The sequence below is a fragment of the Paenibacillus sp. FSL F4-0087 genome (assembly GCF_038020215.1).
Taxonomy (GTDB): Bacteria; Bacillota; Bacilli; order Paenibacillales; family Paenibacillaceae; genus Paenibacillus; species Paenibacillus taichungensis.
This window is the reverse complement of the sequence record NZ_JBBODJ010000001.1, coordinates 6,045,923-6,072,913: the sequence shown is the minus strand read 5'-3', so window position 1 is coordinate 6,072,913 and position 26,991 is coordinate 6,045,923. Positions and strand designations below refer to the sequence as shown.

Here is a 26,991-nt window from a genome sequence, read left to right as displayed (position 1 = left end):
GCTTCTAAAAAGCAATAACATTAATATCATCTACCCTATAGCCAATAAGACCATCTCGGCAAAACGTCAGCTGAATTAACGAACATTGAGTTGTGTCTGTTACTGGCACTCTCGAATATACTATTTTAGCATAGGTTCGGAATCGAATTGGGATGAAATGCATTATTCAGACCCTAAAGCCACATTGGCGACTCTTGAGCTTGAAACCTTCTCCATCCATTCCTATGAAAAATCCAATCTGTTATTCTGTTTTTTTGGGCACAGCATGGCGGTAATATCGTATTACCTTGCGATACATCTTCTTGTCCTTTAATTGATTGAATATAAATGGGTCCGGTTTGACATTCACCTCTATAATCCAGGGTTTCAGACTGTGGTCAAGGCCGATATCCACACCGATTTGCATTAGATAAGGGTACTTTTTTTTCATATGACGAGCTATGCGCAGGCTAAGCTCATTCATCTCCTGAACCAGTTCATTCCTGCGTTTTGTGGATGCATGCGATTGTAGCAGCTTGTGAATATCCATCGGGGTTCCACCACTATGATAATTGGTTACGATTTTCTTTGGATGACCCAGTCGGCCGATGATTCCGGTAGCTTCCCAATGTTTGGTAGGGCTTAGCTGTATCATGACTCGGATGTCAAAACGTCTGTTATTGTGCTTAAGCAGATGGATTCCTCTCTGAATCAGATAACTTCTTTTATGCACCAAACGAGTCAGACTGCTATAAAACGATTCAAAGCTGTCAAACGTCAGGCGTTTTTGCTCTATCTGATAGACAAAATGTTGATGACTGTCCATCTCGGCCTTAATAACACCCATCCCGAAAGTACCTCTCTCGGGTTTGACATAGACCATTCCATATTTGCTGATCATGGATTTCAGATTCGTTTTGTTATATTTCTGTGTGTCGGGGATATACGGTTTAATTGATTCATTATTAATGATCAATTTTGTTTTTAACCACTTGCTTCTTAACGGCTGCAATTTATCAACTCCCATGTCGTAAACTCTCCCTTCAGCAACCGCATCAAAGCTCGCTGTTTGATCAAGATCCTGCATGCATTATATGTAATACCGATAAAGGAACCCTGAACAAAAGCCCCTATTCGTAAAAATGTATATTTGCACATGCCCTGACCAAAACACTTTTGCACACATACCATATAATAAGTCATCACGATTTGTGCAAGGAGTTGAGAAGATGTCCGTCCAGCGTGGAATCCGGTTGAATAATGCGCCTAAGATTGATGTTCTTATACCAGCGATCGAAAAAGATTTGACTACCCTTCCCCTCGTCATCGATAACATTCGCCGTTATGTAAAACATCCCATTGGAAGCATATATATTGTTTCTCCGGTCAGCACCAAAATCAGAAAACTTTGTTCCCGTAAAAACTGCATTTTTGTTAATGAGCGATCCGTCCTGCCTATAACCAAAAACGAGATACACTACCAGTCCTCCCGGTGGAATCGGTCAGGCTGGTTATATCAGCAGTTGCTCAAAATGAACGGAGATTCCATTGTGAAGGCAAAATACTTTCTAGTCATGGATGCGGATACCGTACTGATTAAACCTCATTCATTTCTTGTAGAAGGCAAAACAGTATTTTACTGCCGTGACTGGAGCCAGCCGGAATATTTCAATACCTACAGCAAGTTGTTAGGCATGAAAGCTCCGCGTCCCCGCTCTTTTGTCACCCATTATATGCTTTTCGATAAATCTAAACTCTCTGCCTTGAAACAGAAAATTGAAGCGGTTCATAAACTGCCATGGTACAAAGCGATCATCTCCAATATCAATAAGAAAAAGCAGTTTGGTTTCTCCGAGTATGAAACGTATGCCAATTTTATGTACACGAAGAACCCAGGCAGCATGGTCCTTAAAAGTTCCATGAATAAAAGTCTGAATGTGAACGCTTCTTCGTTAAAAGAGCAACAAATCCGTAATCTGGCCCTTAAATACCGTTCTCTTTCCTTTCATAAACGGAAAATCTATAGTAAAGCTCCCTGAGCTTAAGGAGGAAGCCCATGCATATCGTACTGCTGTGCGGTGGCTCTGGCAAAAGGCTCTGGCCGTTATCCAATGAGCTTCGCTCCAAGCTGTTCATAGATATACTTCCATCACCCGCTGGAGGTAGGGAATCCATGATCCGCAGAGTATGCCGCCAGCTTGACAGTTCATCCCTGACGGATTCAACGCTCATTATTTCACATCAGGATCAGGCTAATATTACGGCTCGACATACTCAAGGCAAAATACCAGTCATCGGGGAACCCTATAAACGAGGCACTTTTACTGCGGCGGCCTTAGCGACGTTATATCTGCAATCCTTCCGAATGGCCAAAGATGACGATGTGATCTGTATCGCGCCAGCTGATGTGTTCGCAGGTGAAGATTTTTTCAGCAACTTCCAATTACTACCGGACATCTTGAAACATTCTCAAGCCGATATTGCTTTAATTGGGACAAGGCCTACACATGCTTCAGAACAGTATGGATACATCCTGCCGGGTGAGGAAGAACATGCTTATGCGCCCATAACACAATTTATAGAAAAACCCGAAGCCACCATTGCTGAAACTCTGATACAACGTGGGGCACTATGGAACTGCGGTGTGTACGCGTTCACCGTCGAGTTTATGATATCCCATATTAAAAAAATGGGGCTTCCGGTTCATTATGATCAATTGTCATCCCTGTATGAAGCGTTGCCTGAACGCAGTTTTGACAAGCATGTTGCAGAAAAGGCTCAGCGGGCCGTAGTCCTGCCTTATAAGGGAGTATGGCAGGATATCGGAAGCTGGGATACGCTGTGCGCACAGTTAGATTCCCATGTAATCGGACACGGTGGAATCTCGGGCTCTTCCTCCGACTCCTATATTATTAACGAGCTTCCTTACCCCATCCAAGTCATTGGCGTGCCAGGTATTATCGCTGCCGCAAGTCCGGACGGCATACTCATTGCCAACAAAAATAATTCAAATGAAATTAAAGCGCAATTAGGCAACTTGCCATTAAAACCGATGTATGGTGAAGCAACCTGGGGCAGTTATCGTGTCATCGAGAGTTCGGTAGAAGATGAGAGTACAACTGTAACCATATTAAACATAACGGTTCTACCGGGCAAACATATCGGGTTGAACTGGCACCGGGCAGGATGTAGAGCGTGGATGGTACTTGCAGGCAGCGGTCAATTGCTTATCAACGGACAGGTCACACAGATGACTCTGGGCACTCAGTTCGCGATGATCTCGGAGAGCGTCTATTCTATTTTCGCTGAAACCAGGTTGGTCTTCCTTGAAGTACAGATCGGCGAACCCGAGGATGAGAACAATATTCTTTTTGAAGAAGAAGACTGGAATATAATCGTAGAACGTGCAGGATCGTATAACTATGGAGTGTAAATTGAACCGTTCAAATCTTAGCCCCGTCCATTCGTGGGGGCTATTTGCTTTGCCTATCAAACGAAACATGGGGTAAAACCAAATATCAGTGTGCTAGGGAATATGTTCTTGTCCCTCGACAATACTACTATATTGAATGGGTACTTTTCGACATTGAAGAGTTTATCACTCACGCGCCAGAGCAAACTCTATTTGTCATCATTATAAGGTTTACCAGATCAAATGCTAAAAACATTGCCTGCCCCGTATTTCATCTCATAATTGGTAAGATCAATTTGCATACCATTACTATCTAAGTAACGCTTTAAAGACGTATCTTCACTCACTGCTCTTTGAAGATTTATTAGGGATTTGGAAAATAGTCGAATTGAGGACAAAAACTTGTACCGATTCCCGTTTACTTTCCCATTTCTTGAAATCGCTGACTTATGGGATAGTTATAAAAAGTAGTTAAGTTAATTGAGTAGTGATAGTAAAGTAAATGAGACGTTTATTTTCGGGATAAGTTAATCCCCCCTAGACCACAATTCAGCAGATCGTAGGCAAAGTTTTTATCTATGTTCCTCCTCATTAACTATGAGACACTTGTAGCCGTCACTGTAGGCGTTCCTGAAGAGATAATTCAAAAATAGGAATCTAACAATGATACTATTTCCCACCTCAAATTTGCATTTCATCAGCCTCATGCATGAAGAGTTGGCGCAATGGACTAGGAATTTGTATTGGTAAAATTTACTCATTAAACTGTGTTCTCATCTTTGTTAAAGTGGATAAGCATTATGAAGACAAAGACGGGAGTTTTAATTGACATGAACGTTCTTACCAAATCCATCATCGGCCTGCTTTGCGTGACGACATTAGCAGGCGCGTATTTCAGTTATACCGAGCATCAGGATAATCGACAATGGAAGCAGCAACAACAGCGCAATACGCAATACTGGTCGCATATGCAAGCGATCTACCTGCGCGATTTCGACTATGCGCTTGCGGAGGCTCTTGCGGCATCTACGATTGCAGATCGGCAAGCAGCACTTCAATCTGCAATTGAACATGCCAATTTTATCTTGGAATATGTAAGGATCGGATCCGTTACAATGAACTTTCCATCTTGGTCCTCGTATGAGTCATTTATCACGGACGGCAGCCGCTACTTGGCCTATCCTGCCAGCGAGAAGGTAATGTCGCTCAACCCAGATCAATTAGAACAAATTCAACGCTTGAGAACGTTCGCGAGGATCGCTCTACCGTATCTAGAGCAGATGAGGAAGAAAGCTGTTGATTCCTCTTTATCAGATATACAACAGATTTCGACCGAAATGGAAGAGGCTTTGTCTCAACTCGACTCGGTCTTTACGTCCGGCAATAAAGCCTTTAACGAGTTCCTGTACAACCAGAATCCTTACATACCTCTGAAGCCAGGAACCGTGTTTGTCGGGGAAACCACGTATAAGGCTACGGAGCTTGCGGCCAAAGCGAAAATTTTCATGGGCGAGGCTTGGAATAAAGGAGTAGGTAAGCAAATCGTCCACATGTCCTCCGGCGGAATCGGCCCCGAGTTCGGAGAAGTCATGGATTTCAATTTATCGGACACCGATGGGAAACCAACCAGCTCCTATATTGCAACACTGAGTAAAAGCGGACACGTGCTCCAAGTGAGACGCAAGGGCTTGATCTCCGAAAAAGGAGATGTAGAGCAATCTATGGACTTAAAGCAGGTTGTCGCGGTTGCGGATACCTGGATGGCTCGCTGGTCTGGCGAACGTCTGACATTAGTAGCGAAAGAGATAAAAGAAACCTCCATTTATCTCACGTATATTCCGGTCCGGGAGCAAGTTTCCATTCCACAGATGAAAGTCGTATGGCAATTTGATCGCCGTACCGGTGCGTTAGAGCGCTTTGATGCGTCTAAGTATTTTACCTATTACAATAAAACCTTCCCCATTCACCCGAAGCTAACAGCGGAGCAAGCCTCAGCGAAGCTTGGTCCAAAAGTTAACGTTTCGGGTAAGCCAAAGCTGGAGCTCCGCAACTACAAGCTCGTATATGCATTTCCCGTCACTGGGATTGAAGGCGTTTCTCATGTATACATAAATGCCCGCACAGGCGCTGGCGAAGGCATTAATTACAACTTTTAATCACAATTGAAAAGGCAGCCCCACGAATACCTTTGCTGCGGGCTGCTTTAATTTTGCGTGTCAATCTTGGCTCACCTTCATTGTTACTTACTTATGTCACCGAGAGCCCAACAAAAAATGAGAATCGGTTACCTTCTTAGAGTAGGCAAGTCATAATCCCTAATGTGCTTATACTCAAGAACCACTACTGATCCGGAGTTATCTATACTAAACCTCATCGAGTCGACTCCAACATCCAAATGAGGTCCTACGTACGGGATTGTTTTAACCTGAACATCAATATGCGAAGAATGATATTTAACGTCTACATCAGTTCCATTCAAAAAAGGCGCAAACGTAGGTGATACAGTTAATTTACTTGTATAGTATTGGTTAATCTGTTCCTGTATTTTTGGAGCTAACAAAGTAAGTACAAGCCGTTTCAATGGTTCATCGTTTGGCTTTGCACAAACGGGCTGTATTGTCACAAAGAAAATGACTTTAATGGGAATATATTCTTGTCCCTCGACACTTGTACATTGACATCTCCCTCCAAATTATTTATCCCATATTGTTTACAGCGCTTCTCATTTGATCATCTGTTAAGTGCGTATAAATCATTGTAGTTTGTATTGAAGATTATTTTCCCTTCAATACGATTCGCGATCGTTTCCTGACTTTCTTTTACTGCATTCAAGTCCATTTTAGCCATAACATTTCGTTGTATATAAGGCTTTAAATCAATTGTTTCGGCTTTATTCTGTAAGTAATCAAATAAGGACTTAAGAGAAGAAAGCTTACGGTTTATTGTTAGCTTATTATTTCCAAGTTGATACTCCAAAAAAGACAAAAAACTTTCTGTTTCACGTATCGTTAATGTTTCTAGCGTGGATAATTCCATTTCTGTTCTTTTTTGAACACCTTGTGGTACAGTTCTCCCCGCTGTCTGTAACGGCAAGTTTAAAGACCATCCTTTGTGGGATGGCCATTCCTTTTCTGGCTTTGTTAACGTATCGTACCCGTTAACACAAAAAGTCCATATCAATATAGGGAGTGTTATTTAGCAAATTTTCATAGTAGAAGCGTCGGGCTTGCTCATCCCATTCGCTCCAATCAGGAGCGTTAAAATCTCTGCTTCTATAGAACGCGGCTAATACTCTAGCTTGCCTTAAATTAATAAATAATGGGATTTGGTTTAACCAACCTTGACTCACCGTATTTTCCTTACAATAGCCGTTTAAGAAGTTGCAATAGAAACGCTTTGCAATCTCCTTTCTTACATCTCCAGACACAACCCACGGAATAGGGATTTCATAGAATAATGGAGTAGCTATATCAGAAACAAACCAGCTATATTCCGCATCGTCATAATCAATAATAAAGGCATTGTCCCCATCATTAAGATAATTGCCAGGGCTGATATCCCCATGAAGAAGACCGTACGTATCTTTCTCCTTGGCTAGAGCGCTAACTTCAGTAATTAAACGATCAAAGTTATCGTGTAATTCTAACGGACAATACTTCTTAAATGAGGCTAATAGGGCATTATCATTCCATTCATAGCGTGAATGTTGGGACGAATAATGAAGTGAAAACTTATGTATTGTACCGACCATTTGACCGATATTCTCATAAAACGTATTGCTCTCCTCGGCTATTACTGCATTTTTGCCGGGTGCTTTCTCAAAAGCTGTCACAACAAAGGACTCGTCAATGATATGAATAAGATCCCCTGATAAAGACTGAATGGGCCTTGCTACTTTCATTCCGCAATCAGCCAGGAACATGATAAAATCTAGTTCCGCTCTTATTAATAATTCATTTCGATGTGTGACATGGGCAATTCTTAAAATAACTTTTCGATCTCCAACTACCCCGGAATAAACGAAATTTTGAAATCCATTTAATTCGAAAATGGAGTCTTCACGTATTCCAAAACATTGTGCAGACTGTCTCAATATATCTTGTGTGTATAGTAGTTTAATCTTTTTATCCATATTACCTCTCCCCTTCATTTTCATGGTAACAAAAGGTGCTGCTTGAAAATATACTGAATTTGATTCAGAATCAAATTCTACACAAAAAGCCACATCAGAAAGCTCGATGTGACTTACAAGTGAATCTATTTTCTAGAGTAAATGATTTTCTTAATGCTTTCGTAGGAAAGACTGAATTCATTTGAGAGTTCATCGATCGACTTTCCATTGAAATATGTTTGACGGATCGTTTCGTTTCTTAGACTCAGCTGTTCTCTACTCCCCGATTTTTCTCCCCATTTTTTGTGCAATTTTTCAGGGGTCGGGACATACACCATGCGGCCGTGAATGTACTTCTGAATTTCTTTTAGCAACTCTTCCGGAAAGATATTGTCTGCATTTACATATTTCATGATAGCTCTGCTCCTTAAAATTTTTTTTGAAATTTAAGGGAGCAAAGTCATTCTATAAACAGTAAACATCATGCCAGAGATGATTCAGCGGTCAAATTTCTTAGTTCTCGCTCCACACAAACAACCGCCGTTGTTTATAGAATAGACTTTGCATGGAGCAGATTGTGGATTTTCTCATCAGTTGAAACCCTCCCTCCTAAAATTATAAATGTAACGCATTCCCAAATATTCGTAAATACTAGTTCTCGACTATTTCCTGCACCGCACAAATACCCCGATAACTCAAAATCGGTTCAGGGGAACTTTGGGACATTTATTATATTCGTGACCTAGGACTACGACCCCCTTTTTCGAGGTTTTTTTTCTTTTTAAGGAGGTAGGTAGATTGAGAATCATCAAAACGAAGCAGTCCATTGTCATTTTGCATCATGCGGATCTGTCCTTTTCCAACACGCCCAGCGATTAGTTGGCTGTAAGAAATGTCTGGTTTCCACAACTGCCATATCCCGATGAGCAGCCCTAACAACGCAATCGCTCGTGGCACCTTTTCGATAATATCATAAGTCGCGAAATGATTTTTCGCCCCAAAATAGACGTTGTAGCCACTTGTGGCTATGAGTTTTAATAATTCATCCTTATTCAACCTATCGATCCCTCCTCCCATTTATCTTTTATTTTTCTTTTCAAAATGAAAGGCACAGGAAAGTCTCAACTTCTTACATATGATCTTACGATAACTAGTAGAAATCCCCGATACATTCTCTACCATTAATTGATTTTGACTTCAGTGATTAAGCTGGTTGCTGTGTCAAAGAGAAAATGGCTTTTTTGGTTTATCGAGTCCGTGTATGCGAAAGGCTACATCGAGCAAAAAGGAAAATAAGCGTTTGCGCAGCCCTTTTATAAGTGCATGTGCTCAATGTTTAGACATACATCAAATCGGCAATCTGACTATGTTCTTGTCTATTATGGTAATCGGTATAAGTTCTTGTCGTTTGCTTGGGACAAGAACTTGTACCGATAAAATAAAAAAGCCGCTAAAATAGCGACTTTAATTTATCCTCGACAATCCTTATGCAAGTGTGACGCGACCTCCGAAGCTGTCAGCGGCATCGTTTATTAATAGAGAAAATTACTAAAGAATCTCTGCATGCTCTAGCAGACGAACGATCATTGCAGCAACCTGCTCTCTCGTAATTTGATCTTTTACGGCTAACTTTCCGTTAATACCCATAATAATTCCTTCTTGTACTGAGGAGGCAATATCATTTCTAGACCAGATGCTAATTTGAGCTTGATCGCTATATTCGCCAAGGACCCTATCTATTTCCGAGTCAGATAATACCTTTTTTGAATCAAGATGATGTAACACTCTCGCTACAATAACCATAGCCTCTTCTCTCGTAATTTTCTGAGTTGGACGATAAGTAGTATCTGGATAACCATTCATAAAACCAAGTTCCGCAACTGTAGCTACAGCATCCGAATACCATGCACCTGTAACAACATCAGTATAATTTAGGCTACCTGATGTCTCCACCAGCCCGAGAGCCTTGCTGATAATAGTAGCAAATTCAGCTCTTGTTATAGCACGTTTCGGTTCAAACGTTGTTTCATTCACGCCACTCAGTATAAGTTTGGAAGATAATGTATCAATTGCTTTAAGCGACCAGCCGGAGACGTCTGTAAATCTAGGCTGCTTGCGAATCAGCATGTAAGTGCCTGATCCGTAGCTTGTTACCTTAGCATAATAGCTTTGGTTATTTACTGAAATTGCCGCTGTCACTGGGCTTTGTACTCCGTTATCTAGAAGCTTTAACACGGCTGACGGCAATTCCCCCGTACCCGTCGAGCGAAGCACGATAGTTCCAAGCTCTTGTAAATGTAGTGAGTTATCCTCATTCTGTGCCATTAGATCAATTGTAATCGGAACTCCAATTAACTGATAAGCACCCTTTTGAGCTTGTTCCTTAGCTTGAGCAAACATTCCTTCAGATTCATGCTTTATGCTAATTACATAGCTGCTGTGATTGGTCGCTAGCATTTGCTTTAATTCCTGGCTGCTTAGTAAAAATTGTTGGCCCGTTGTTTTAAATAACAGACTATTGCTGTTAGCAGCAAGCTTATCTAGCGCTTCATTGGACACGATTAGCTGAGACTTTGAGTATGTCCCCATTAAGCTCACTTCTATCGTCTGGTTTTCATGTGTTTTGCTTAAGTGAGTAAGCTGCGCCTTGCTTAACAGAATCTCAATAGAGCTTCCTTGAACATGGACTTGACCTGTAAACGCACCCTCAAGCTCATCTTCACCAAACTTTATCATCACATCTGCTGACACTGGATTTTCGGTAGAAGCAACCTCAGATGTATGTCCTGTACTATGACTCGGCTCAGGAATGGTACGATAAATAATGGAAGCACTTGTGGCTTCTGAAACATTGCCTGCGCGATCGATGAATCGGACATAAACCGTCTTGCTGCCTTCTCCTGCTGACAGGTTGTAACTCATGCTTGGGCTGTAGGCTTCTTCTGTTGACCATGTCACATTGTCATCCGAAAATTGTACACCCACGACATCCGTCACACCTGCCCCTAAAGTAAATTTAAGGGTTACCCCTTGAGATGTTGCAGAAGCAGCTCCTCCATTAATCGAAACTGTTCCTGTCGGTGCTACGGTATCAAGTGTAATCTTTGAGGTATACGCTGGTGAACCATTTCCTGCTTTATCTATTAGCTCCACTGTTATCTCTTTCTCTTCATTCGTACTTCCTACGTCAATGACGAAGCTGTCGGTGTAAGCAATTGTCTTTGGTGTGCCATTAACGGTGTACCTAATGTCTACAATGTCAGTAACACCGGTTGCTGGCGTCACTTCCACGGTCACATCAGCATCATTGGTATACAGCTCGCCATCGTTGACAACTACTGTGCCTGATGGAACCGTTTGATCCAATGTCACGTCTGCTGTAAGCACCGTTGTATTTCCTGCCTGGTCTGACAAACGTACTTGAATGGTTTTCACGCCATCTTCTTCAGCATCCTGTAGAGTGTATTTTTGGATGCTACCGTTATAAGCTACTTGTGCTTCATACGGCTGACCTGTCTCACCAAGCTCCATATAATCTGCATCACTGCTTGTAACTTCGAGAGTTATGCTTGTAGCATTTGTAATCATCGGAGATGTAATATTTAACGTGCCTGTTGGCGCTATCGTGTCTAGTGTAATGCTATCCTGTGCTGTACCTATATTACCTGCACGATCAATGAATCGTACATACACGGTCTTGTTGCCTTCACCTGCCGACAAGATGTAACTCATGCTTGGGCTGTACACTTGCTTCGTTGACCATGTCAAATTGTCATTCGAGAACTGTACACCCTCGACATCCGCCACGTCTGCTCCTAATGTAAATGTAAGAGTTACTCCTGTCGATGCTGCATAGGCAGCTCCTCCATTAATCGCAACTGTTCCTGTTGGTTCTAAGGTATCAAGAATAATTGTTGATGAATATATCGGAGAAATATTTCCTCCCCCACTAATTAGCGTAACCGTAATCTCTTTCTCTTCATTCGTATTTCCTACATTAATAACAAAGCTGTCGATATATGGGATCGTCGTTGGTGTTGAACTATTAATCATATATCTGATGAAAGCAATGTCGTTTACACCTACATCTGGAGTTATTGCAACGACTACATTCGCGTTATTCGTGTAGACGTTTCCATTATTAATAAGAACAGAAGCTGTTGGAGGCTTCGTATTCAACAAAATACTTCTCTGAATCACACCAATGTTGCCAAAGCGATCAATAAGTCTTACAAAAACGGTTTTATCTCCGTCTCCCGTTGGCAATGTATATCTTTTGCTTGGGCTGTAACCTTCTACTGAAGACCAATTATTATTATCTGCTGAAAATTGCATACTCACAATTTCATTAGCACCTACATCTGGTGTAATAAGGAGATCAACCTCGCGCTCTGTTGTATAGGCAGCACCACTGTTAATCGTTAAAGTACCAGTAGGGATAGTAGTATTCATTGAGAAATTCCAAAAATAAAGCGGAGATATATTGCCCGCTGCATCTATTAATTCAACTCTTACCGATTTATCACCGTTATCCGATCCTACCCCAATTGAAAATTGTGAATAGTATAGCTGAGTAGTTGATACTTGAGACGAATTAACAGAATACCGCATCCTAACGATATCATCCACGCCTGGATCTGGTGTAATTGTAACATCTACAAATTGATGATTCGTGAAGTAGCTTCCATTATTTATAAGAACGGTTGCAGTCGGAGGCGTTTTATCTATTTCGAATTGTAATGTTTTTGAGAGGCTTCCATCAGTAACGACAAGTGTATAAGAACCCTCAACAGTAATTGTTGTTCCACTTGAAAAGGAAGCTCCATTTAGTGTAGCTGTACCTATGTTAAATTGCGGCGTTACATTTGTATTATATATACCGTCATTAACAACACCCGTTATTTCGATATCCTCAATTTCAGTGTATGTAATATCAGTCGTTTGTATATAATGTTCCTTCGTTGGTATATCGGCACTGCGTGCTTCTTCGGCAGAAAGTACAGAAAGGATAAATGTTGCAGTAGGATTTGTTTTTAGGTTTTCCTCTGATATGTGGCTTGTAAAGTCAAAGGGAACAAGGGTGGGCTTAGGGTGAATTTCTGGGATAGTATGATTTAATAATTTAGTCAGTTTGGATTGAACCTCTATTGGAGAACCATATCCCCCCTGATAACCTATATTAAGATATCCAAGGCCCTCATCTTCGTACATTATCTTTCCTGAATCTATTCCTTCATAAACAATTGTTGTATCCTCTAATGCATAGATAGCTGACGAAACGATATTAGCAGATGCTGCAGTTTGATGATTAAAAAAAACGATGAATACCATACTAACGATTGCAACGAATAAACTTCCGGTTGAAACCACTCTCTTTCTCACCACATACACTTCCTTTCTCAGATCTAGTTACTGTTTAAAAATGGTGAACCGATTGCTAAAATTACCTCCTGTCATTCATTCCAATCTAAATATCATAGTCTGAGCATAAGAAATTTAAATCCTACTAAAGTTGTACTCAATAAAAAAATTTGATCTGATCTTAAATCATGACGCTTTTTATACTCATTCCAAAAAAAAGAAAGAAGCGACTTTTACAGCTCGCTTCCCGTTTGTCACTCTATCCATTGCAGCTCTCTGGCACGTACGACAGCTTGACCCCGCCGCTTTACACCCAGCTTGCCATAGATTCTAGACGTGTGTGTTTTAACCGTTGTCTCTGCGATACCAAACCGGTCGGCAATCTCCCTGTTCGACAAACCTTCCGCAATCGCGGTTATAATTTCCGTTTCACGTTCGGTCAGCGGTTCGGTCAGCCCTGGTTGACCAAGACCAGACGTCGCAGACGATACGTTAGTACTCGGGATTGTAACATCCGCAGCTTCGTCTTCCAGTAGCTTGAGATAAATGATCCGTGTCGCAATAAGCTCCAACACCTGGACGTCCTTCTTTGTGAATACGCCTGGCATCTGTCGATTTTCCAAGTAAAGCAGATAGGAGGCCTGTTCTCCCGGAACATCAATTGGCATGCACAGGATCGATCTTTGTGTGCTTGCTGCAATATAGGCATCTTTCACCCAAAAACTCTCAATCGCATCATACAGAACCAGCGGTTTGCCTGTTATCGCTGTATGACGTAAGACGCTCTCTGAATACAATCCGTTCCCCTCTTGCTTCTCCTTCCAGTCCGAACCGTTAATTTCAATAAAGAACTCGTTATTTCCACGCTTCAATAATAGGCCCCGCTCTGCTCCGGCTTGTTGAAGAGCCGTTTTCAAGAGATTCACCTTCCAGTCGGCCTTATTCGGCATAGCAAACCCTTTCATAAGTCGCTGTACAAGCTCGAATTCCTCTTCGCTCCTTGAACCTTCACCCTTCTTGGTGCCGTTCTGCCGAAGTAACTCAGTGCCAGTATGATTCACTTGGACTCGCTCCTGCAAAACCGGACCCTCATAGCGTTTGTAAACCGGGTCCAGCAATTCAGCGTGTCTGCTTCTAATCTGTGTTACTTTGGAAGTTATGCCCCATTCGGCGTATGCCGCACATGCATCCATCATTGTAATTGCCGCTCCAGATCGGCTGAGCAGATCGTCTTGATAACACACCGCAAGCCGTTCGCAAGCAATGGCTTCCAGCAACACGTATTTCTCCATTCTCGCCTGCCTGATTGCAGCCGTATACTGTTGCAGCGCACCCATCGAATTCCCAGCGATCCGTTCACTCTCTGCTTTGATCAGAAAATAGGCGGAGGACTTACTGTCCAAAAATCCTCGCCAACTCCTCATCAATCGTAATTGTGCGCGTATCGCCTTCCGGATTCGCTTGCGTTCCTCCCGGTTCGTCTCGAAGTATAATCCAGCTAGTGCCAAGCTCTCATATAGGCGATGTTTACGAATTCGCATCCAATCCAAAGGCAATTCGTTTGCCCTTCCTCGTTGTGACCAGTACAGCGCTTCCCTGTACCTTCCCGACAAGTAAGCGGCCTCCAGCCGGCAACAGCAGCTATAGTTGTCCTCGTCCCGTTGCTCCAACTGGCTGCTGGTTGGCACCTGTGGAATAGCCACAAAGCTGTCGGCCAACGACTCATCTTGCAGCACCGCTGCATAGCTGTTCGTCAGCCGTACCATTTCCAGTATCTTGTCGTCGGCAATCTGTTGCATGTTCTGTTCAAAGTATCGAAGCAATTCATTTAAGGCATATACATTTCCAGGGTTACCCATAAAACAGAAAATTAAGGCCTGATTAGCAAAATCATGATCACCGGATTCAAGCCCTTGACGCATCCCCTTGAACAAAGCGATGGAAGATTCCAAAGGCCTGTCCATCTGCTTATACATTCCGCTCAAAAAAGTAATGACATGTTTTTTCCTGAATGTAGAGTCGTTCGCGATTTGCTGAAACACCCGTTCAGCAATCGAAGTCTCTCGAACCAAGCTCGGAAATACCCTTTGTACAATCAGCTCATATCCACCAATCATCGCAGCCAGCGACTCGTTTACTCCTTTTTGCAACCCATAACGAATAAATCGGGCATATAATTCCAGAAGTAATCGCGCATCGTGTGTAAGCAACGGAAGAAACATCAGCTCCATTAAATGGCATAGCTCCTCATATTCCTCGTCGAGTGGGTTGGACAGTAGAAGGCGCTTCTCCCGTTTTCGATGTAAAAGGACCCCGGTCCGGATCACCTCCTTGGCGATGGACAATAGGGAACTCTTCTTCCCAAGCTTCCAACCGTAGGAGCCTAGTGCCTCCATCCCAAATTGAATCGCAATCTCATTGTCAGCGAATGCATGGAATTGAATCAAAGGCGCCCAGATCTTGAGCCGTTCCGATCGGCTCAGCTGATCGCTGTCTTGGTTCAAGTCAACCAGCAGCTCCTTCGCTCGTTCGCTATTGCCATCCATATATTCCGTCCATGCCAATATCAGTTGCAACCCGATATCACTTGTACCTGATCCTCCCACCTCTCTTGTTGCCAGCAGATGAAGCCCGTTCTCGGCATAATTCTTTCCTTTCGCATAGCGCCCGGATGCCAACGCCTCTTGTCCCGCTTGCAGATTGAGCTCGATCAGTTCCCTCGTCTCTTGCTCCGATAATAGTAAAGCAGCCAAGTTCAAATGATCAATCACTGTCCATGACAGGTCATCGCGTGGCTCAGGAACGTGATCCTGTAACGACCGCCCGATTGCTCTGTGTCGGTGCATATTGCGTCCTGGATCAAAAGCATATGCCATCCGGTGTATGAATTCATGCACAAATACATAGATTGATTCCGATATATCTTCTTGCTTCGCTTCATCTTGCCGATAAATAAATCCTTCAGCTTCAGACTCTTGAAGCCAGTGAAATGCAATATCCATTGGTATAGTACACACTTCAGCCAAGAGAGATAATTGAAATGTCGGACCAATTGTGGCTGCCACAGCTAAAAATTCCTTCCGATCTTCCTTGAGCTTGGAGAAGCCCGTCTCCAGGAGACGTATATGGCCTTCTGAACTGCTTAGTAGCCGAATTATTTCTGAGTCCCACACCCACTGACGTCTTTTCTCGTCAAAGCTTAGTCTGTGCTCCTGTAACCAGTCTTTTAGCAAGAGACGAATCGAGCCGGGATTACCACCTGTTTGATCGTAGACAGATCGCGCCAGAGGATGAATACGCGCGGATTTCTCATGTAAAGCATCAGAGAGTAGCTGCCTCACATCTTCATAAACCAGCGGAGGCAGAGCTACTTGTTCCTCTGGATTCACACGGCATCTTTCGAACAACCAAGTCAGTAATGTCTCTTGCTTGAAATTCGGTTCATCCCGAACGGAAGTGAGAACTTCCTCCGCCCGAACAGCTCCGATTAAGAATAATCCATGTGCCTTTTGTGCTAGTGCAAGCGTACGAATTACGGTTTGCGTACCACAGTCAACCCACTGCAAATTGTCCATAAACAGAACAAGCGGTGGCTTGCATTCAGCCATGCAGCAAATCAGGTCCGGCAGCAATTCTTCAAACCGATCCCAGACCTTCGGATCGTTCGTGATATGAGATACCTCCGTATTGCTGTTTAACAACGGATTAGCCTCAGGCCAGCAGGAGACGATTACTTGCGTTTCTCGCCCAAACTCCGCTTGTATCCTAGCCTTCAGTTGTGTAATGATATCAACTGGCTCACTCCACAGCTGGTGAATCCATTGCCGCATCGCCTGAAGGATCAGTCCACACCGTACAGTTTGTTGGGAAGGCTCCGCTTGCACTGTGATCATCCGGCCTCCATGTCGAACGACATTTTGTTGAAGCCTATGGACAAACGTCGTTTTACCTGTCCCCTCTTTGCCTATCACCCAACGAATTGCATTCATTCCTTGTAGAGCCTGCTCCAGCCCTGTCTCCATTTGCATCACTTCAGCACTACGCCCATACCATGATTCGGATAGGGAAAGCGTATGGATCTTATCCCAACGTCCGACTTCCATTGGCGTAAACGTTCCGTCGTTATCCATCATGTTCTGGTACAACTTCAGATCTTCAAGTACTCCATATGTACTCTGGTAACGGTCTACCTCTGATTTGGCAAGTAATTTCATTAGTATCGCTTGTATTGTTTCGTCTAATCCCAACCGAATATCGGATACAGGTGGAGGCACCCTGCGGATATGCACGGTGCTCCAGTCTTCTTCATTGTCAGCTTGAAAAGGCAATTGCCCGGTTAACAACTCGTAGAAAATAATACCTAATGCGTAAAGATCACTTCGCCCACTCGGCACAAGATCGAATCGGCCAAATTGCTCGGGAGAATGGTAGGCAGCATGACTTTCCGTATGCCAGGATATCTTCGCAGCCTTCCCCTCCCACTGAACGATGATATGATCAGGGCTAAGGTGCCCTATCACTGTATTTTGCTGATGTTCACGGTGTACCATTTCCGTCATTATAATTGACAATTCAATGAACACAGCAAGCTCTACAGGGGGTTGCGTGATGTATTCTCTTAAAATCTTGATGACGATGCACACCTATCTGGGTTATATTTTCGTTTCGAGAAAAAGCATATTTCAGAATATAATAAAAATTGGGTTAGATAAAATCGAGTTATCACTTTGCCTAAATAAATCTTAATCTATGATGCATCTAGAGTCTAGCCTGGGTGATATATGTATTCATCGCAAATAATACTTATTGTATCGCTCTCTCCTATATTTACCCTTTGCTAGGGCGATTCTTCTTAAAAGAGTCATTCACCCTGCGTATGATGGTAGGATCCTGATAAAAGAGCATCAGATCCGCGCATTGGCTTTCTATACCTTTTTTTGCCGGGCAACACCCACTGTTTTCCCTTTATATCCAGGTACGTGATCGCTGACCCGCACTTGGGGTGTCCTGGTCTACGGAGGAGCCCTTTTTTGTGATTTAAATACTCATATACAAAAAAGGATCGTCAGCATTTCTGCAACGATCCCTGTTGACAGTCCGCTAGTTGAAATCAGCAACTGATCAATTTGATGCCTTCTTAAGTTTATTAAGCTAACGTTCCCCGTCGTAACGAAGGAACAATACTTTTTGAGTTCCTTCACTAAATCATTTAGTAGCACTTGAATCTCAAGAACTGCAGAATCATCTCTGTTCCAAAAGATCGACAGCTTATGCTGATCCTCCACCATATTGGTTAACCAGTCACTAATGAACTCGTCTAATGAGATACAATGTGCTTTATAATTTGACCACTCTTCATAAGCACAGTACTCTGCAAACTCTTTCCTAGGCCAGAATGAAATAAGCAATCTCTCTTTATCATCTGAAGACATTGCCCAACCGTTATCATACAACCCCCAAATTGCTCCTGAATCAGTAACCTTCTTTATAAAATATTCATATCGAATGTTCGCAGGGAGTTTAATAAGAGCTTCAAACTCTTTCGAGGTTATCGAATTCATTTGCAGCCTCCTTGTTAGAACTTTAATTTAAATATACCACGCTAACCTGCCCGTTAGTTATATAAAGGCAGCCGATCAATGATCACCATATTTATGGTATATAATCTACGTTAATACTGATAAATGCAGACTAGTTTTTGAGTATAAAAACGCTGAGATGAAGAAGTTCCACGGTATAGCAACAGCCTAGTACCGAGGTCCATTTCGTATGCGAATACAGACATATCTCACAAACCTTATGACTGAGACAAAATTCCTTTTACAAACAATGAGACACTGTGCTTGTAGAAATCTTTCTCGGTGACGAGTTGGGACTGATATTGCCCGTGAATCAGCTCGCTCATCTGAAATCCGTAGCACATAGAGAGAAAAGACATGGCGGCAAGGCGCTCATCCTGTCTGGCTATAACTTTTTTCTTCTGCAGACGTTCAAAATATTCAACCAGCAAGGAGTGCAGCTTCACCGGCGGATCGGCCAGCACTCTGTCTAATTCGGGAAACATTCCTTTGTCGCGGATGCCAATTAAAATGATGTCCGCATTTTTATGGAAGAACAATCGGTACTGCTGACTTACATTCAGCAGATCGACTTCCGGATTATCGGTCGCGTCCTCTTTTAACAGCTTCTCAAATTGCGGGATATCCGAATGTCTTTCAATGATGGCTTCCAATATGCCTTGCTTGCTTCCAAATTGCCGGAAAATCGTAGATTCATTGACTTTAGCTTCCGTTGCAATGGCTTTGGTGCTTACTCCCCGATAGCCGTTCTTTTTGATGAGCTGTGTCGCGGCTTCAATGATTCTGTCTGAAGTTTGCATTGTATTTCTCCTTTTGCATATGTTAAATCTATTCTACTACAAGTTTTGTATATGCAGCAGGGTAGGGGTTCATCATTTTCATAAACGTTTATTTAAGGTAAATCACTTCTTTTATCCCAGCGGCTTGGTTCCGTAATTTTGATATGATCAGGCACCAATTGCGTGAGCGTGCCTAATTTATCAAATGTAATCTGGATTCGGTCAGAGGGCAACAGCCATTCTTCGGTCTCGATTGCGCAGCAATCCGGTATCGTCCCCATTCCTATAATCGTGCCCGGGAGTGGCGTGAAAACTTTGAGAACCTCCTCCATCACTTTTGCAGGGTGTGCAGAATACTCGGATGTGCTTCCCTTCCAGTGCAGTCTCTCCCCGATACGCACATCCACGTCCAATGCTAGAGGGTTGTCGATTTCATCCGGCGTTACCAGAAATGGTCCTATTCCTTTGCTGCGATCGAAATCTTTGCAGCGCGTCGGTCCGGTCATCGCCTGGAAATCCGGCCACTGCACATCGCGGACAGTACTGTCGTTAAAAATAACATAACCTGCAACGCAGTTCCCTTTCCCTGTAACAAAGGCCAGCTCCGGCTCAATATCCAGGTATGAAGAGTATGATGGCCAATGAATCGTATCCCCATCGCCAATTACAGCATTATGGTTACACTTGTAATAACTGAAATTCACTTTATTCGGATCTTGCTGGAATTTTTCGGCGATTTTCCGTTTAAGTTCTTCTCTTTCCGGCCCTGTATATTCTCTTTGCAGCAGATTTACGCCAGCATTTCTCAGATGTCTTGGCGTCAGCCCAAAATCGATAAGCGCAGCCGGATTCGGAACCGGCGGTAGCAGGTTTACCGCTGAAATCAGGCTGATTTCATTTTCATTGAATTGATGCAACTGTTCGATAGCATATTGCATCATTTCCTTAGCAGCATCATAACTCTCCGGCAAATAATGAAGATAGCTGTCCATACTTTCAAGACTGTCAGAGAACGTTCCCTGCTTTTTCATGATTGCAGCAAAAGACACGATAAATCTCTCGTTAATTACAAGCCCAAACAAAGGTTCCTGGGATGTATTGGTTTGAAAGGTTACTAGTTTCATATTGCAGCGCCTCCATCCATGTAGTGTGATGTTGTTCTGTTAGTAGCATACAGTATGGAATCAATGCATGCAAGTACATGCTTGTATTTCTGTTTTCCATTTTCTATAATGAGGACATAGTCAGTATGACTTACCAAAAAAACATATACACGAAGGAGAATTTTTATGAAGTATGGACGTATTATTCAAAAACCTCGCGTTAAATTTTTTGAAGTCGCAGATGGCGTCTTTGCCGGTATTTCGCCGTATCGCGGCATCAGTTGGGCCAATGCCGGATTCATCAACAAGGGTGAAGGGCTGGTGTATGACACGTTCTTCGATTTGTTCCATGCGCGGGAAATGCGGGAGGCTTTTAAGGAAGTAAGCAACGGCGGCTCTCCCGCATATGTGGTGAACTCGCACTATAATAGCGACCATGCCTGGGGAAACAAAGTGTTTGAAGATGCTTGCATTATTATGCACAAGGAAGCGTCCAGAGAGCGTCTTACCGAAAATATCGCCTGGATGGACAGCGTCATCAAAAGAGGAAAGGATTCTCCGGAATCGACTTCGGGCGAGCGGTTTTTTGCAGCGGAATTTGAAGGATTCGACCTGGAAGGCGTAGAATGGTTGCTCCCGAATATTGAGATAAAAGACGATATCAACATCCGTCTTGGCGATACGGAAGTAATGATTTACAACGTTGCTCCAGCACACTCTGACAGCGACTTGCTGCTGTGGATGCCAAAAGAAAAAGTGCTGTTCGCCGGCGATGTCGTGTTTAACGGGTGTACTGCATACAGCGAAGAGGGAACCCTCAATTGGGTTAAAGTGCTTGACCGCATTATTGATGAAATTAAACCCGAAATCGTTATTCCAGGACATGGCGCCATCTGCGGCCTGGACTTCGTGAAGGAGCAGAGAGACTACCTCCTGAACCTGATCAGCGAGTTCAACAAGCATTACAATGACGAAATTGATGCCTTGTCCCTGACCAAGCAAATTGATATTTCCCGCTTCCTTCATTGGATTCAGCCAGAACGCTTGTATGTTACAGTGGACATCCTATTGAAAAGCAAACGAGGGTTACCCCCTCTTCCAATTTGGAACGAGGTGCCTGCTAAACTGGAAGACATGAAAGTTTTTTTGACCGCAAAATATGGTAATCAAATCAAGCCATGGGACCCTATGAGTGTTTGGCAAGTGTGAATAGCAATTTGAAGTTAGCCTACGAAAAACAAAAAACGACCCTGTCGCAAACGATGCGAACAGCGGCCGTTTTTTTGAATTGTTCCACGGAATTAAAATGGGTGCTTAGAAACCGATTATGAAGAAAAATGGAGTTGGACTTATGACTTACTAGTAGAACTCTTCAGCTTCTTTTGTATTTCTACTCGGTTTGCACAGCGAATTCATAATAACTTTAAGCCTTGCGAAGCATTTGTCTCTCGCTTAGCTGTGAAAGCATATCCTTCGTCATGGCCTTCAGGTCGTAACGGGCATGAAATCCCCATTCTGTTTTCGCTGCCGTCGCATCAATGGAATGCGGCCAGCTATCGGCAATCGCCTGTCTCTTCGGATCAACGTCATAATCGAGGATAAAGCCGGGAAACTCATCCCGTATCGCTGCAGCGATCGCCTCCGGATCCACGCTCATTGCGGTAACATTAAATGAATTTCGGTGTATCAACCGGGAAGAATCCGCTTCCATTAATTCGATGATAGCGTTCAGGGCATCCGGCATATACATCATGTCCATGTTTGAGTCCTTGGCGATATAAGATGTATACCGGCCAGTCGTCACGGCTGCGTAATAAATTTCCACAGCGTAATCTGTCGTTCCTCCGCCGGGAGGCGTCATATAAGATATCAAACCCGGGAATCGCAGCCCCCTAGTATCCAGGCCATATTTGTGAAAATAATAATCACAAAGCAGTTCGCCGGACACTTTATTCACACCGTACATCGTATTGGGCCTCTGGATCGTATCCTGCGGGGTATTGTCTTTCGGAGTCGAAGGACCAAAAGATCCAATGGAGCTTGGAGTGAAAAATTGGCAGCCGAGCTCCCTGGATATTTCAAGTGCATTCATCAATCCGCCCATATTCAAATTCCAGGCAAGCAGCGGTTTCTCCTCTGCGGTAGCCGACAGCAGCGCAGCCAAATGGATGACGGTATCAACTTCGTACCGCTTGGCGATTTCGAACATCGCCTTATCATTCGTCACGTCCAGCAGCTCGAATGGCCCGGATCGGGTAATTTCGTGGGCTGATGACCTGAGATCCGTTGCAACGACGTGATCCGCACCATAGATTTCACGTAATTTAACAACTAACTCAGAACCGATTTGGCCCAGTGCTCCAGTCACCAAAATCTTGTTCATAAGACATTCCTCCCGAAATATACTCCCGCGAATGCAGCTAAATCAGCTTCATTTCCTTGCCAACTTTCTCATAAACGGAGATCACCTGATCGAGCATCTCCTTGGTATGGGCAGCTGTCGGCATGTTACGTATTCTTCCGGTTCCCTTCGGAACTGTCGGAAACAGGATTGCCTTGGCGTAAACGCCTTCTTCATAGAGCCGTTTGCTGAACTGTTGGGTGGTTACTTCATCGCCAATGATACAAGGTGTGATCGGCGTTTCGCTTTGGCCTACATCATATCCAAGCAGGCTCAAGCCATTTTTCAATTTATTGCCGTTCTCCCACAGCTTCTCGATCAGTTCTTTGTCATTCATCAAAATGTCGACAGAAGCGCTGCAAGAAGCGATTACAGCCGGAGGTAGCGATGTCGAGAACAGAAACGGACGGCTTCTCAGCTTCAACCATTCGATCAGTTGTTTTTTACCCGCCACATAACCTCCGACAACGCCGATCGCCTTGGAAAGAGTACCAATTTGAAAGTCAATGCGGTCGGACAATCCAAAATGCTTCACGGTTCCCGCACCTGCTCCGAGAACGCCCGAACCGTGGGCATCATCCACATAAGTAATCAGATCGAATTCTTCTGCTATTTTCACGATTTCGGGCAGCTTTGCTATATCACCATCCATGGAGAAAACCCCGTCGGTGATGACCATAATTTTATGGTACTGACCGGATTCCTTGGCATCTTTCGCCTGCTGTCTTAAATCATTCATATCCGAATGCTTAAAGCGAATCACCTTGGCTCTCGACAGGCGGCAACCATCAATAATCGAAGCGTGGTTCAGCTCATCAGATAAAATCGCATCATGCTGGTCCATTACCGCGGATATAGCAGCCATATTGCAGTTAAATCCCGATTGATACACGATAACGGCTTCCGTTTTTTTGAAACGGGCCAGTTTTTCTTCAAGCTCAATATGAAGATCCATCGTACCATTAATGGTTCTCACAGCCCCTGCGCCTGCCCCGTATGTCTGCGACGCCTTAACTGAAGCATCAATCAGGCGGTGATCTGTTGCCAGTCCCAAATAGTTATTGGAAGACAAATTGATTAGGGACTTTCCGTCGATACGAATAACAGGACCATTTGCACCCTGCAGCGTGTCGATGACGTTATATAGACCTTTAGTCTTTAGATCCTCGATGTTCGAAATTAAAAATTGGTCCAATGCTTGACTTGACATTCCATTCCCTCCTCGATATACGTATGTCCTCGTACAGGAGACATAGTATTCTTTAAAAAAACCCTGTTATAAAAGGAGTTAAACTAATTTCAATGTATCATCTTTTTTATTTTTTGTACACATGTGGAGGACAAAAAAATAAAAATATCCGCACGAAAACATAGCGATTGCTTCCCCATTTCCGGAAGCAATCGCTACTAAATCTTTGCTTGATACAAACGAAGTTCTGGTCGAAGAAGCGAAAGTATTTCGAAATAGATTTGTATTTTCATCTGGACAAACAATTAAGTGGGTTGGAAAGAAATATGTGTTCCGGCGTGAAAACTATTTAGATCAACATCAAATCGGAAATGACTCAATGTTCTTGTCCTTGGCTCAACGCGAACATGTCGATTCTAGCCAACGTACGTCCTAATGGTAGTGTGTGATGGGCCGAGCGTTCTCTCTTCATCAACGGAGCTCGCTTCGAATTCATGCTAGTTGGATTTTCAGGCGTCTTCCTTACTGTACTCAGCAATTTTCATGTGGTTTAAGAATGTTTATTTACGGTACTTAACTAATCGGTAATGGGAACAGGTTCTTATCCATTTCGGTAATCGAACTATGTTCTTGTCCTCCGACAACTAAGCAATTGTTGTCGCCGTTCACCTAGAATTATTTTATCAAGCTAAAAGAGTTCTGAAATTAAGTGGTCCACACTTGCTAGAACGTTGAAAGTTCGTTCAAAACTTCTATTTTTGATTCGTTATATAAGAAAATACCTGCCCTCTCACAGGCAGGTATTTAAATCGTATAATATCTTACCAACATCGATACTAATTATTAGTCCAAAAGGCTGTAGATCTGAATGCTCTCCACCTTGGCATCTTTGATATGAAACGACATCACATCCACATAATTGGATGGCTCGTAACGGAAGTCATCCTCCTCATTAGCGGCTCCATCACCAAGCAGTTTCCCCTCAGGGTAGGCGTCTTTGAGTGTATCCAGGCTATCTCCTGCTTTAATGTTTCGCACTGTCGCATACTTAGGATCTGTAATTTCGATATGAAAGATGGAGTCTTGTTTCCCCTCCGGTATACTGATAGTTTTAATCTCCAGACCAGGATACGTATAAACCTTTTCTGTAAAACCGATTAACGTATCCATGTTTGTTCCATCGTCAGCACTGTACGTATGAGATTTCACGTTATCCGGTTTGCCCAGCATCTGTTCCATCTGATCTTCATTCGCTGTATCCGAAATCGCAATGGTGTGCTCATTATAGACAAAAGCAAGCTCCTTCAGCACCACATTGCCTTCCTTCTCCATCGAACCTTCTTTAATAGCTTCAGTACCCTTTTCTTCAGAACTTTCGGAAGCAGGCGCATTAGCATTTGTTGCACCTTCGCCGGTGTTCTGTTCATTTGCTGTGTTCTGTCCGGTTGCTGGAGATGTAGCTTCACTAGATTGACAGCCCGTTAATGCCACCGTTAGTAAAGCACCTAGTACGATAAAACCTGCAGCTTTCTTTGTTAATTTCATCATGATCCCTCCATAAATGTGTGATTTCTTCTTATGAAGTGATTATAAAAAAAGCATTTGTTAGTCTCATAACAGAATTGTATCAATCTTGTAACGTTAACTATTTAAGCGAGTGTTTACGCACGGGGTAACACAATCGTAACGGTCGTTCCTTCTCCGATTTGACTTTCCATGTCGATATATCCATTAAACCGCTCTACAATCTCTTTGCAAATCGAAAGTCCAAGACCTGAACCGTTCGCTGTGCTTGCATTTTTCGCCCGGTAAAAGCGTTCCTGCACTCGCTCCAGCTCATCGCCCGCGATACCGATCCCTTGATCACGTATCCGTATAACTACCTCGCTTGGCGTATGTTCCAACTTTAATTCGATTAGCGATGGACTGCCTGAATATTTGATGGCATTGTCCACAAGGTTGACGATCGCATGGGACATCAGCATTGGATTCACGTTGGCGTGGACTCTTGTCAGAAGCTTATCCTCCAGTTCCGCTTCCGCCTCTCTGAACATAATCTCGATTCCTTTATCTTTAGCCTTGGCACCCATACTCGTAGCAACTTGCTGAATCAGTTCGTTTATTTCCGTCTTCTCGACTTCCAGTTCGTTAGAACCAGCCTTGTCGAATCGGGATAGCAACAACAATTCATTAATCAAGCGCGTCAGCCGATCTGATTCCTGCAGCAGATGAGCATAGATTTTTTGCAGTTCCTTGTTCTCGTTCTCCCCTTCAACCAAGTACTGAGAGAAACCACGAATTGCTGCCAAGGGTGTTTTTAACTCGTGAGATACGTTGGAGACAAATTGTTTCTGGTACTGAATGTAATCATGAAGCTGCCGCCCCATGGAATCCAGCCCATCTGCCAGCATGCCCAGCTCATCCTTCCGGTTTAGTTGAACTCTCCGAAACTCCTGTTTAGAGAAACTTTGTGCAGCGCCAAGCAACAGTTTAATCGGCTTGGTTGTGTTGCGGGCAATCCACAGACTGGATAACGTAATCAGTATAATAAATCCGCCTGCGCCGACAAACAGGATAAAACGGATTTGATCCATAATCGCATAAAAGTAGGAAATGTCCTCCACGAATTCATACACATAGGCGTTTTCGTAGAATTGATCCTGAATGGGCGTCGCAAAATAAAGCAGATGATCTTCCGTGACGGTGTAGGCATAACTGCCGCTCAGTGCTTTCTCTATATTTTTGTCAAAAATAAGCGGTTTGCCATCATTAATGATGATGCCATCCACAGCCAGGCCGAGCAACTGCTTGGAGCTGTCATAGATACGTACTTCCTTGCCTGAAGCTTTCAGCTTCTCCAGAGCAAGTCTGACAATTTCCTTCGTCTGGGGCTCACCTGACGATGACCTATGCTGTGCCAACACCTCACGGAAGGACAACTCCGACAGATCTGCCTTCTCCATCATCTGTTTCTCAATGGTAATGAAGCTGTAGTAATCGATAGCTTTATTTACCGCAAAAATGATGATGCCAAAAGACAGCACGGAGAAAAATAAATAATTCAGCAGTAACCGGGT

19 protein-coding genes are annotated in these 26,991 nt (G+C 43.3%); 4 read left to right on the top strand and 15 right to left on the bottom strand.

The annotated features are described in order from the left end of the window. Window positions 1-241: 241 nt before the first annotated feature. Entirely contained in the window at window positions 242-1,006 is a 765-nt protein-coding gene (locus tag MHB84_RS27685) for a YheC/YheD family protein (RefSeq protein WP_076288753.1), read from the bottom strand. A gap of 202 nt (window positions 1,007-1,208) precedes the next feature. Between MHB84_RS27685 and MHB84_RS27680 the strand changes: the two genes are divergently transcribed. The 3 genes from MHB84_RS27680 (at window position 1,209) to MHB84_RS27670 (ending at window position 5,547) form a co-directional block, all read left to right on the top strand. Then, window positions 1,209-2,018 carry a DUF6492 family protein gene (locus MHB84_RS27680; RefSeq protein ID WP_076288754.1) on the top strand — a complete coding sequence of 270 codons (810 nt, stop codon included), beginning with the start codon at window positions 1,209-1,211 and terminating at the stop codon, window positions 2,016-2,018. Between the two features lie 17 nt (window positions 2,019-2,035). Next, entirely contained in the window at window positions 2,036-3,412 is a 1,377-nt protein-coding gene (locus MHB84_RS27675) for a sugar phosphate nucleotidyltransferase (protein ID WP_076288755.1), read from the top strand. Between the two features lie 779 nt (window positions 3,413-4,191). Continuing rightward, window positions 4,192-5,547 carry a PepSY domain-containing protein gene (locus MHB84_RS27670; protein ID WP_143764638.1) on the top strand — a complete coding sequence of 452 codons (1,356 nt, stop codon included), beginning with the start codon at window positions 4,192-4,194 and terminating at the stop codon, window positions 5,545-5,547. A gap of 128 nt (window positions 5,548-5,675) precedes the next feature. On the opposite strand, the gene MHB84_RS27665 is transcribed toward MHB84_RS27670, so the two are convergent. The 10 genes from MHB84_RS27665 to MHB84_RS27620 form a co-directional block, all read right to left on the bottom strand. After that, window positions 5,676-6,014, bottom strand: a complete 339-nt coding sequence (locus tag MHB84_RS27665) for a DUF3888 domain-containing protein (RefSeq protein ID WP_256716787.1) — start codon at window positions 6,012-6,014, stop codon at window positions 5,676-5,678. Between the two features lie 107 nt (window positions 6,015-6,121). Then, complete coding sequence (locus tag MHB84_RS27660) at window positions 6,122-6,484, bottom strand: hypothetical protein (protein ID WP_445322114.1); 363 nt, start codon at window positions 6,482-6,484, stop codon at window positions 6,122-6,124. Between the two features lie 64 nt (window positions 6,485-6,548). Continuing rightward, window positions 6,549-7,523 carry a phosphotransferase enzyme family protein gene (locus tag MHB84_RS27655; protein WP_076288758.1) on the bottom strand — a complete coding sequence of 325 codons (975 nt, stop codon included), beginning with the start codon at window positions 7,521-7,523 and terminating at the stop codon, window positions 6,549-6,551. A 125-nt stretch (window positions 7,524-7,648) separates the two neighbouring features. After that, the gene (locus MHB84_RS27650; protein WP_076288759.1) at window positions 7,649-7,915 is read right to left on the bottom strand and encodes a CD3324 family protein; all 267 of its coding nucleotides are present in this window, start codon (window positions 7,913-7,915) and stop codon (window positions 7,649-7,651) included. Between the two features lie 316 nt (window positions 7,916-8,231). Then, window positions 8,232-8,558 carry a hypothetical protein gene (locus tag MHB84_RS27645; protein ID WP_076288760.1) on the bottom strand — a complete coding sequence of 109 codons (327 nt, stop codon included), beginning with the start codon at window positions 8,556-8,558 and terminating at the stop codon, window positions 8,232-8,234. A gap of 492 nt (window positions 8,559-9,050) precedes the next feature. Beyond that, window positions 9,051-12,884 carry an S-layer homology domain-containing protein gene (locus MHB84_RS27640; protein ID WP_076288761.1) on the bottom strand — a complete coding sequence of 1,278 codons (3,834 nt, stop codon included), beginning with the start codon at window positions 12,882-12,884 and terminating at the stop codon, window positions 9,051-9,053. 233 nt (window positions 12,885-13,117) lie between these two features. Next, entirely contained in the window at window positions 13,118-17,422 is a 4,305-nt protein-coding gene (locus MHB84_RS27635; RefSeq protein WP_143764641.1) for a LuxR C-terminal-related transcriptional regulator, read from the bottom strand. A 486-nt stretch (window positions 17,423-17,908) separates the two neighbouring features. Further along, complete coding sequence (locus tag MHB84_RS27630; RefSeq protein ID WP_076288763.1) at window positions 17,909-18,424, bottom strand: DUF2750 domain-containing protein; 516 nt, start codon at window positions 18,422-18,424, stop codon at window positions 17,909-17,911. A gap of 236 nt (window positions 18,425-18,660) precedes the next feature. Beyond that, window positions 18,661-19,242, bottom strand: coding sequence for a TetR/AcrR family transcriptional regulator (locus MHB84_RS27625; RefSeq protein WP_076288764.1), 582 nt, complete (start codon window positions 19,240-19,242; stop codon window positions 18,661-18,663). A gap of 92 nt (window positions 19,243-19,334) precedes the next feature. After that, complete coding sequence (locus MHB84_RS27620; RefSeq protein ID WP_076288765.1) at window positions 19,335-20,345, bottom strand: fumarylacetoacetate hydrolase family protein; 1,011 nt, start codon at window positions 20,343-20,345, stop codon at window positions 19,335-19,337. A gap of 165 nt (window positions 20,346-20,510) precedes the next feature. Here MHB84_RS27620 and MHB84_RS27615 point away from each other — a divergent pair, with 165 nt between their 5' ends. After that, window positions 20,511-21,533: an MBL fold metallo-hydrolase gene (locus MHB84_RS27615; protein WP_076288766.1), complete on the top strand. Its 1,023-nt coding sequence runs from the start codon at window positions 20,511-20,513 to the stop codon at window positions 21,531-21,533. A 214-nt stretch (window positions 21,534-21,747) separates the two neighbouring features. Here MHB84_RS27615 and MHB84_RS27610 read toward each other — a convergent pair whose 3' ends face one another. The 4 genes from MHB84_RS27610 to MHB84_RS27595 all read right to left on the bottom strand — a co-directional run bounded on the left by MHB84_RS27610 (window position 21,748) and on the right by MHB84_RS27595 (window position 26,958). Next, a complete protein-coding gene (locus MHB84_RS27610; protein WP_076288767.1) occupies window positions 21,748-22,707 on the bottom strand; it encodes an L-threonine 3-dehydrogenase in 960 nt (319 codons plus the stop codon). Window positions 22,708-22,744: 37 nt separating this feature from the next. Then, window positions 22,745-23,935 (bottom strand): glycine C-acetyltransferase, encoded by a 1,191-nt coding sequence (locus tag MHB84_RS27605; RefSeq protein WP_076288768.1) that lies wholly within the window; start codon window positions 23,933-23,935, stop codon window positions 22,745-22,747. A gap of 822 nt (window positions 23,936-24,757) precedes the next feature. After that, window positions 24,758-25,459 carry a hypothetical protein gene (locus MHB84_RS27600; RefSeq protein WP_076288769.1) on the bottom strand — a complete coding sequence of 234 codons (702 nt, stop codon included), beginning with the start codon at window positions 25,457-25,459 and terminating at the stop codon, window positions 24,758-24,760. Window positions 25,460-25,575: 116 nt separating this feature from the next. Continuing rightward, a complete protein-coding gene (locus MHB84_RS27595) occupies window positions 25,576-26,958 on the bottom strand; it encodes a sensor histidine kinase (protein ID WP_076288770.1) in 1,383 nt (460 codons plus the stop codon). Window positions 26,959-26,991 lie beyond the last annotated feature (33 nt).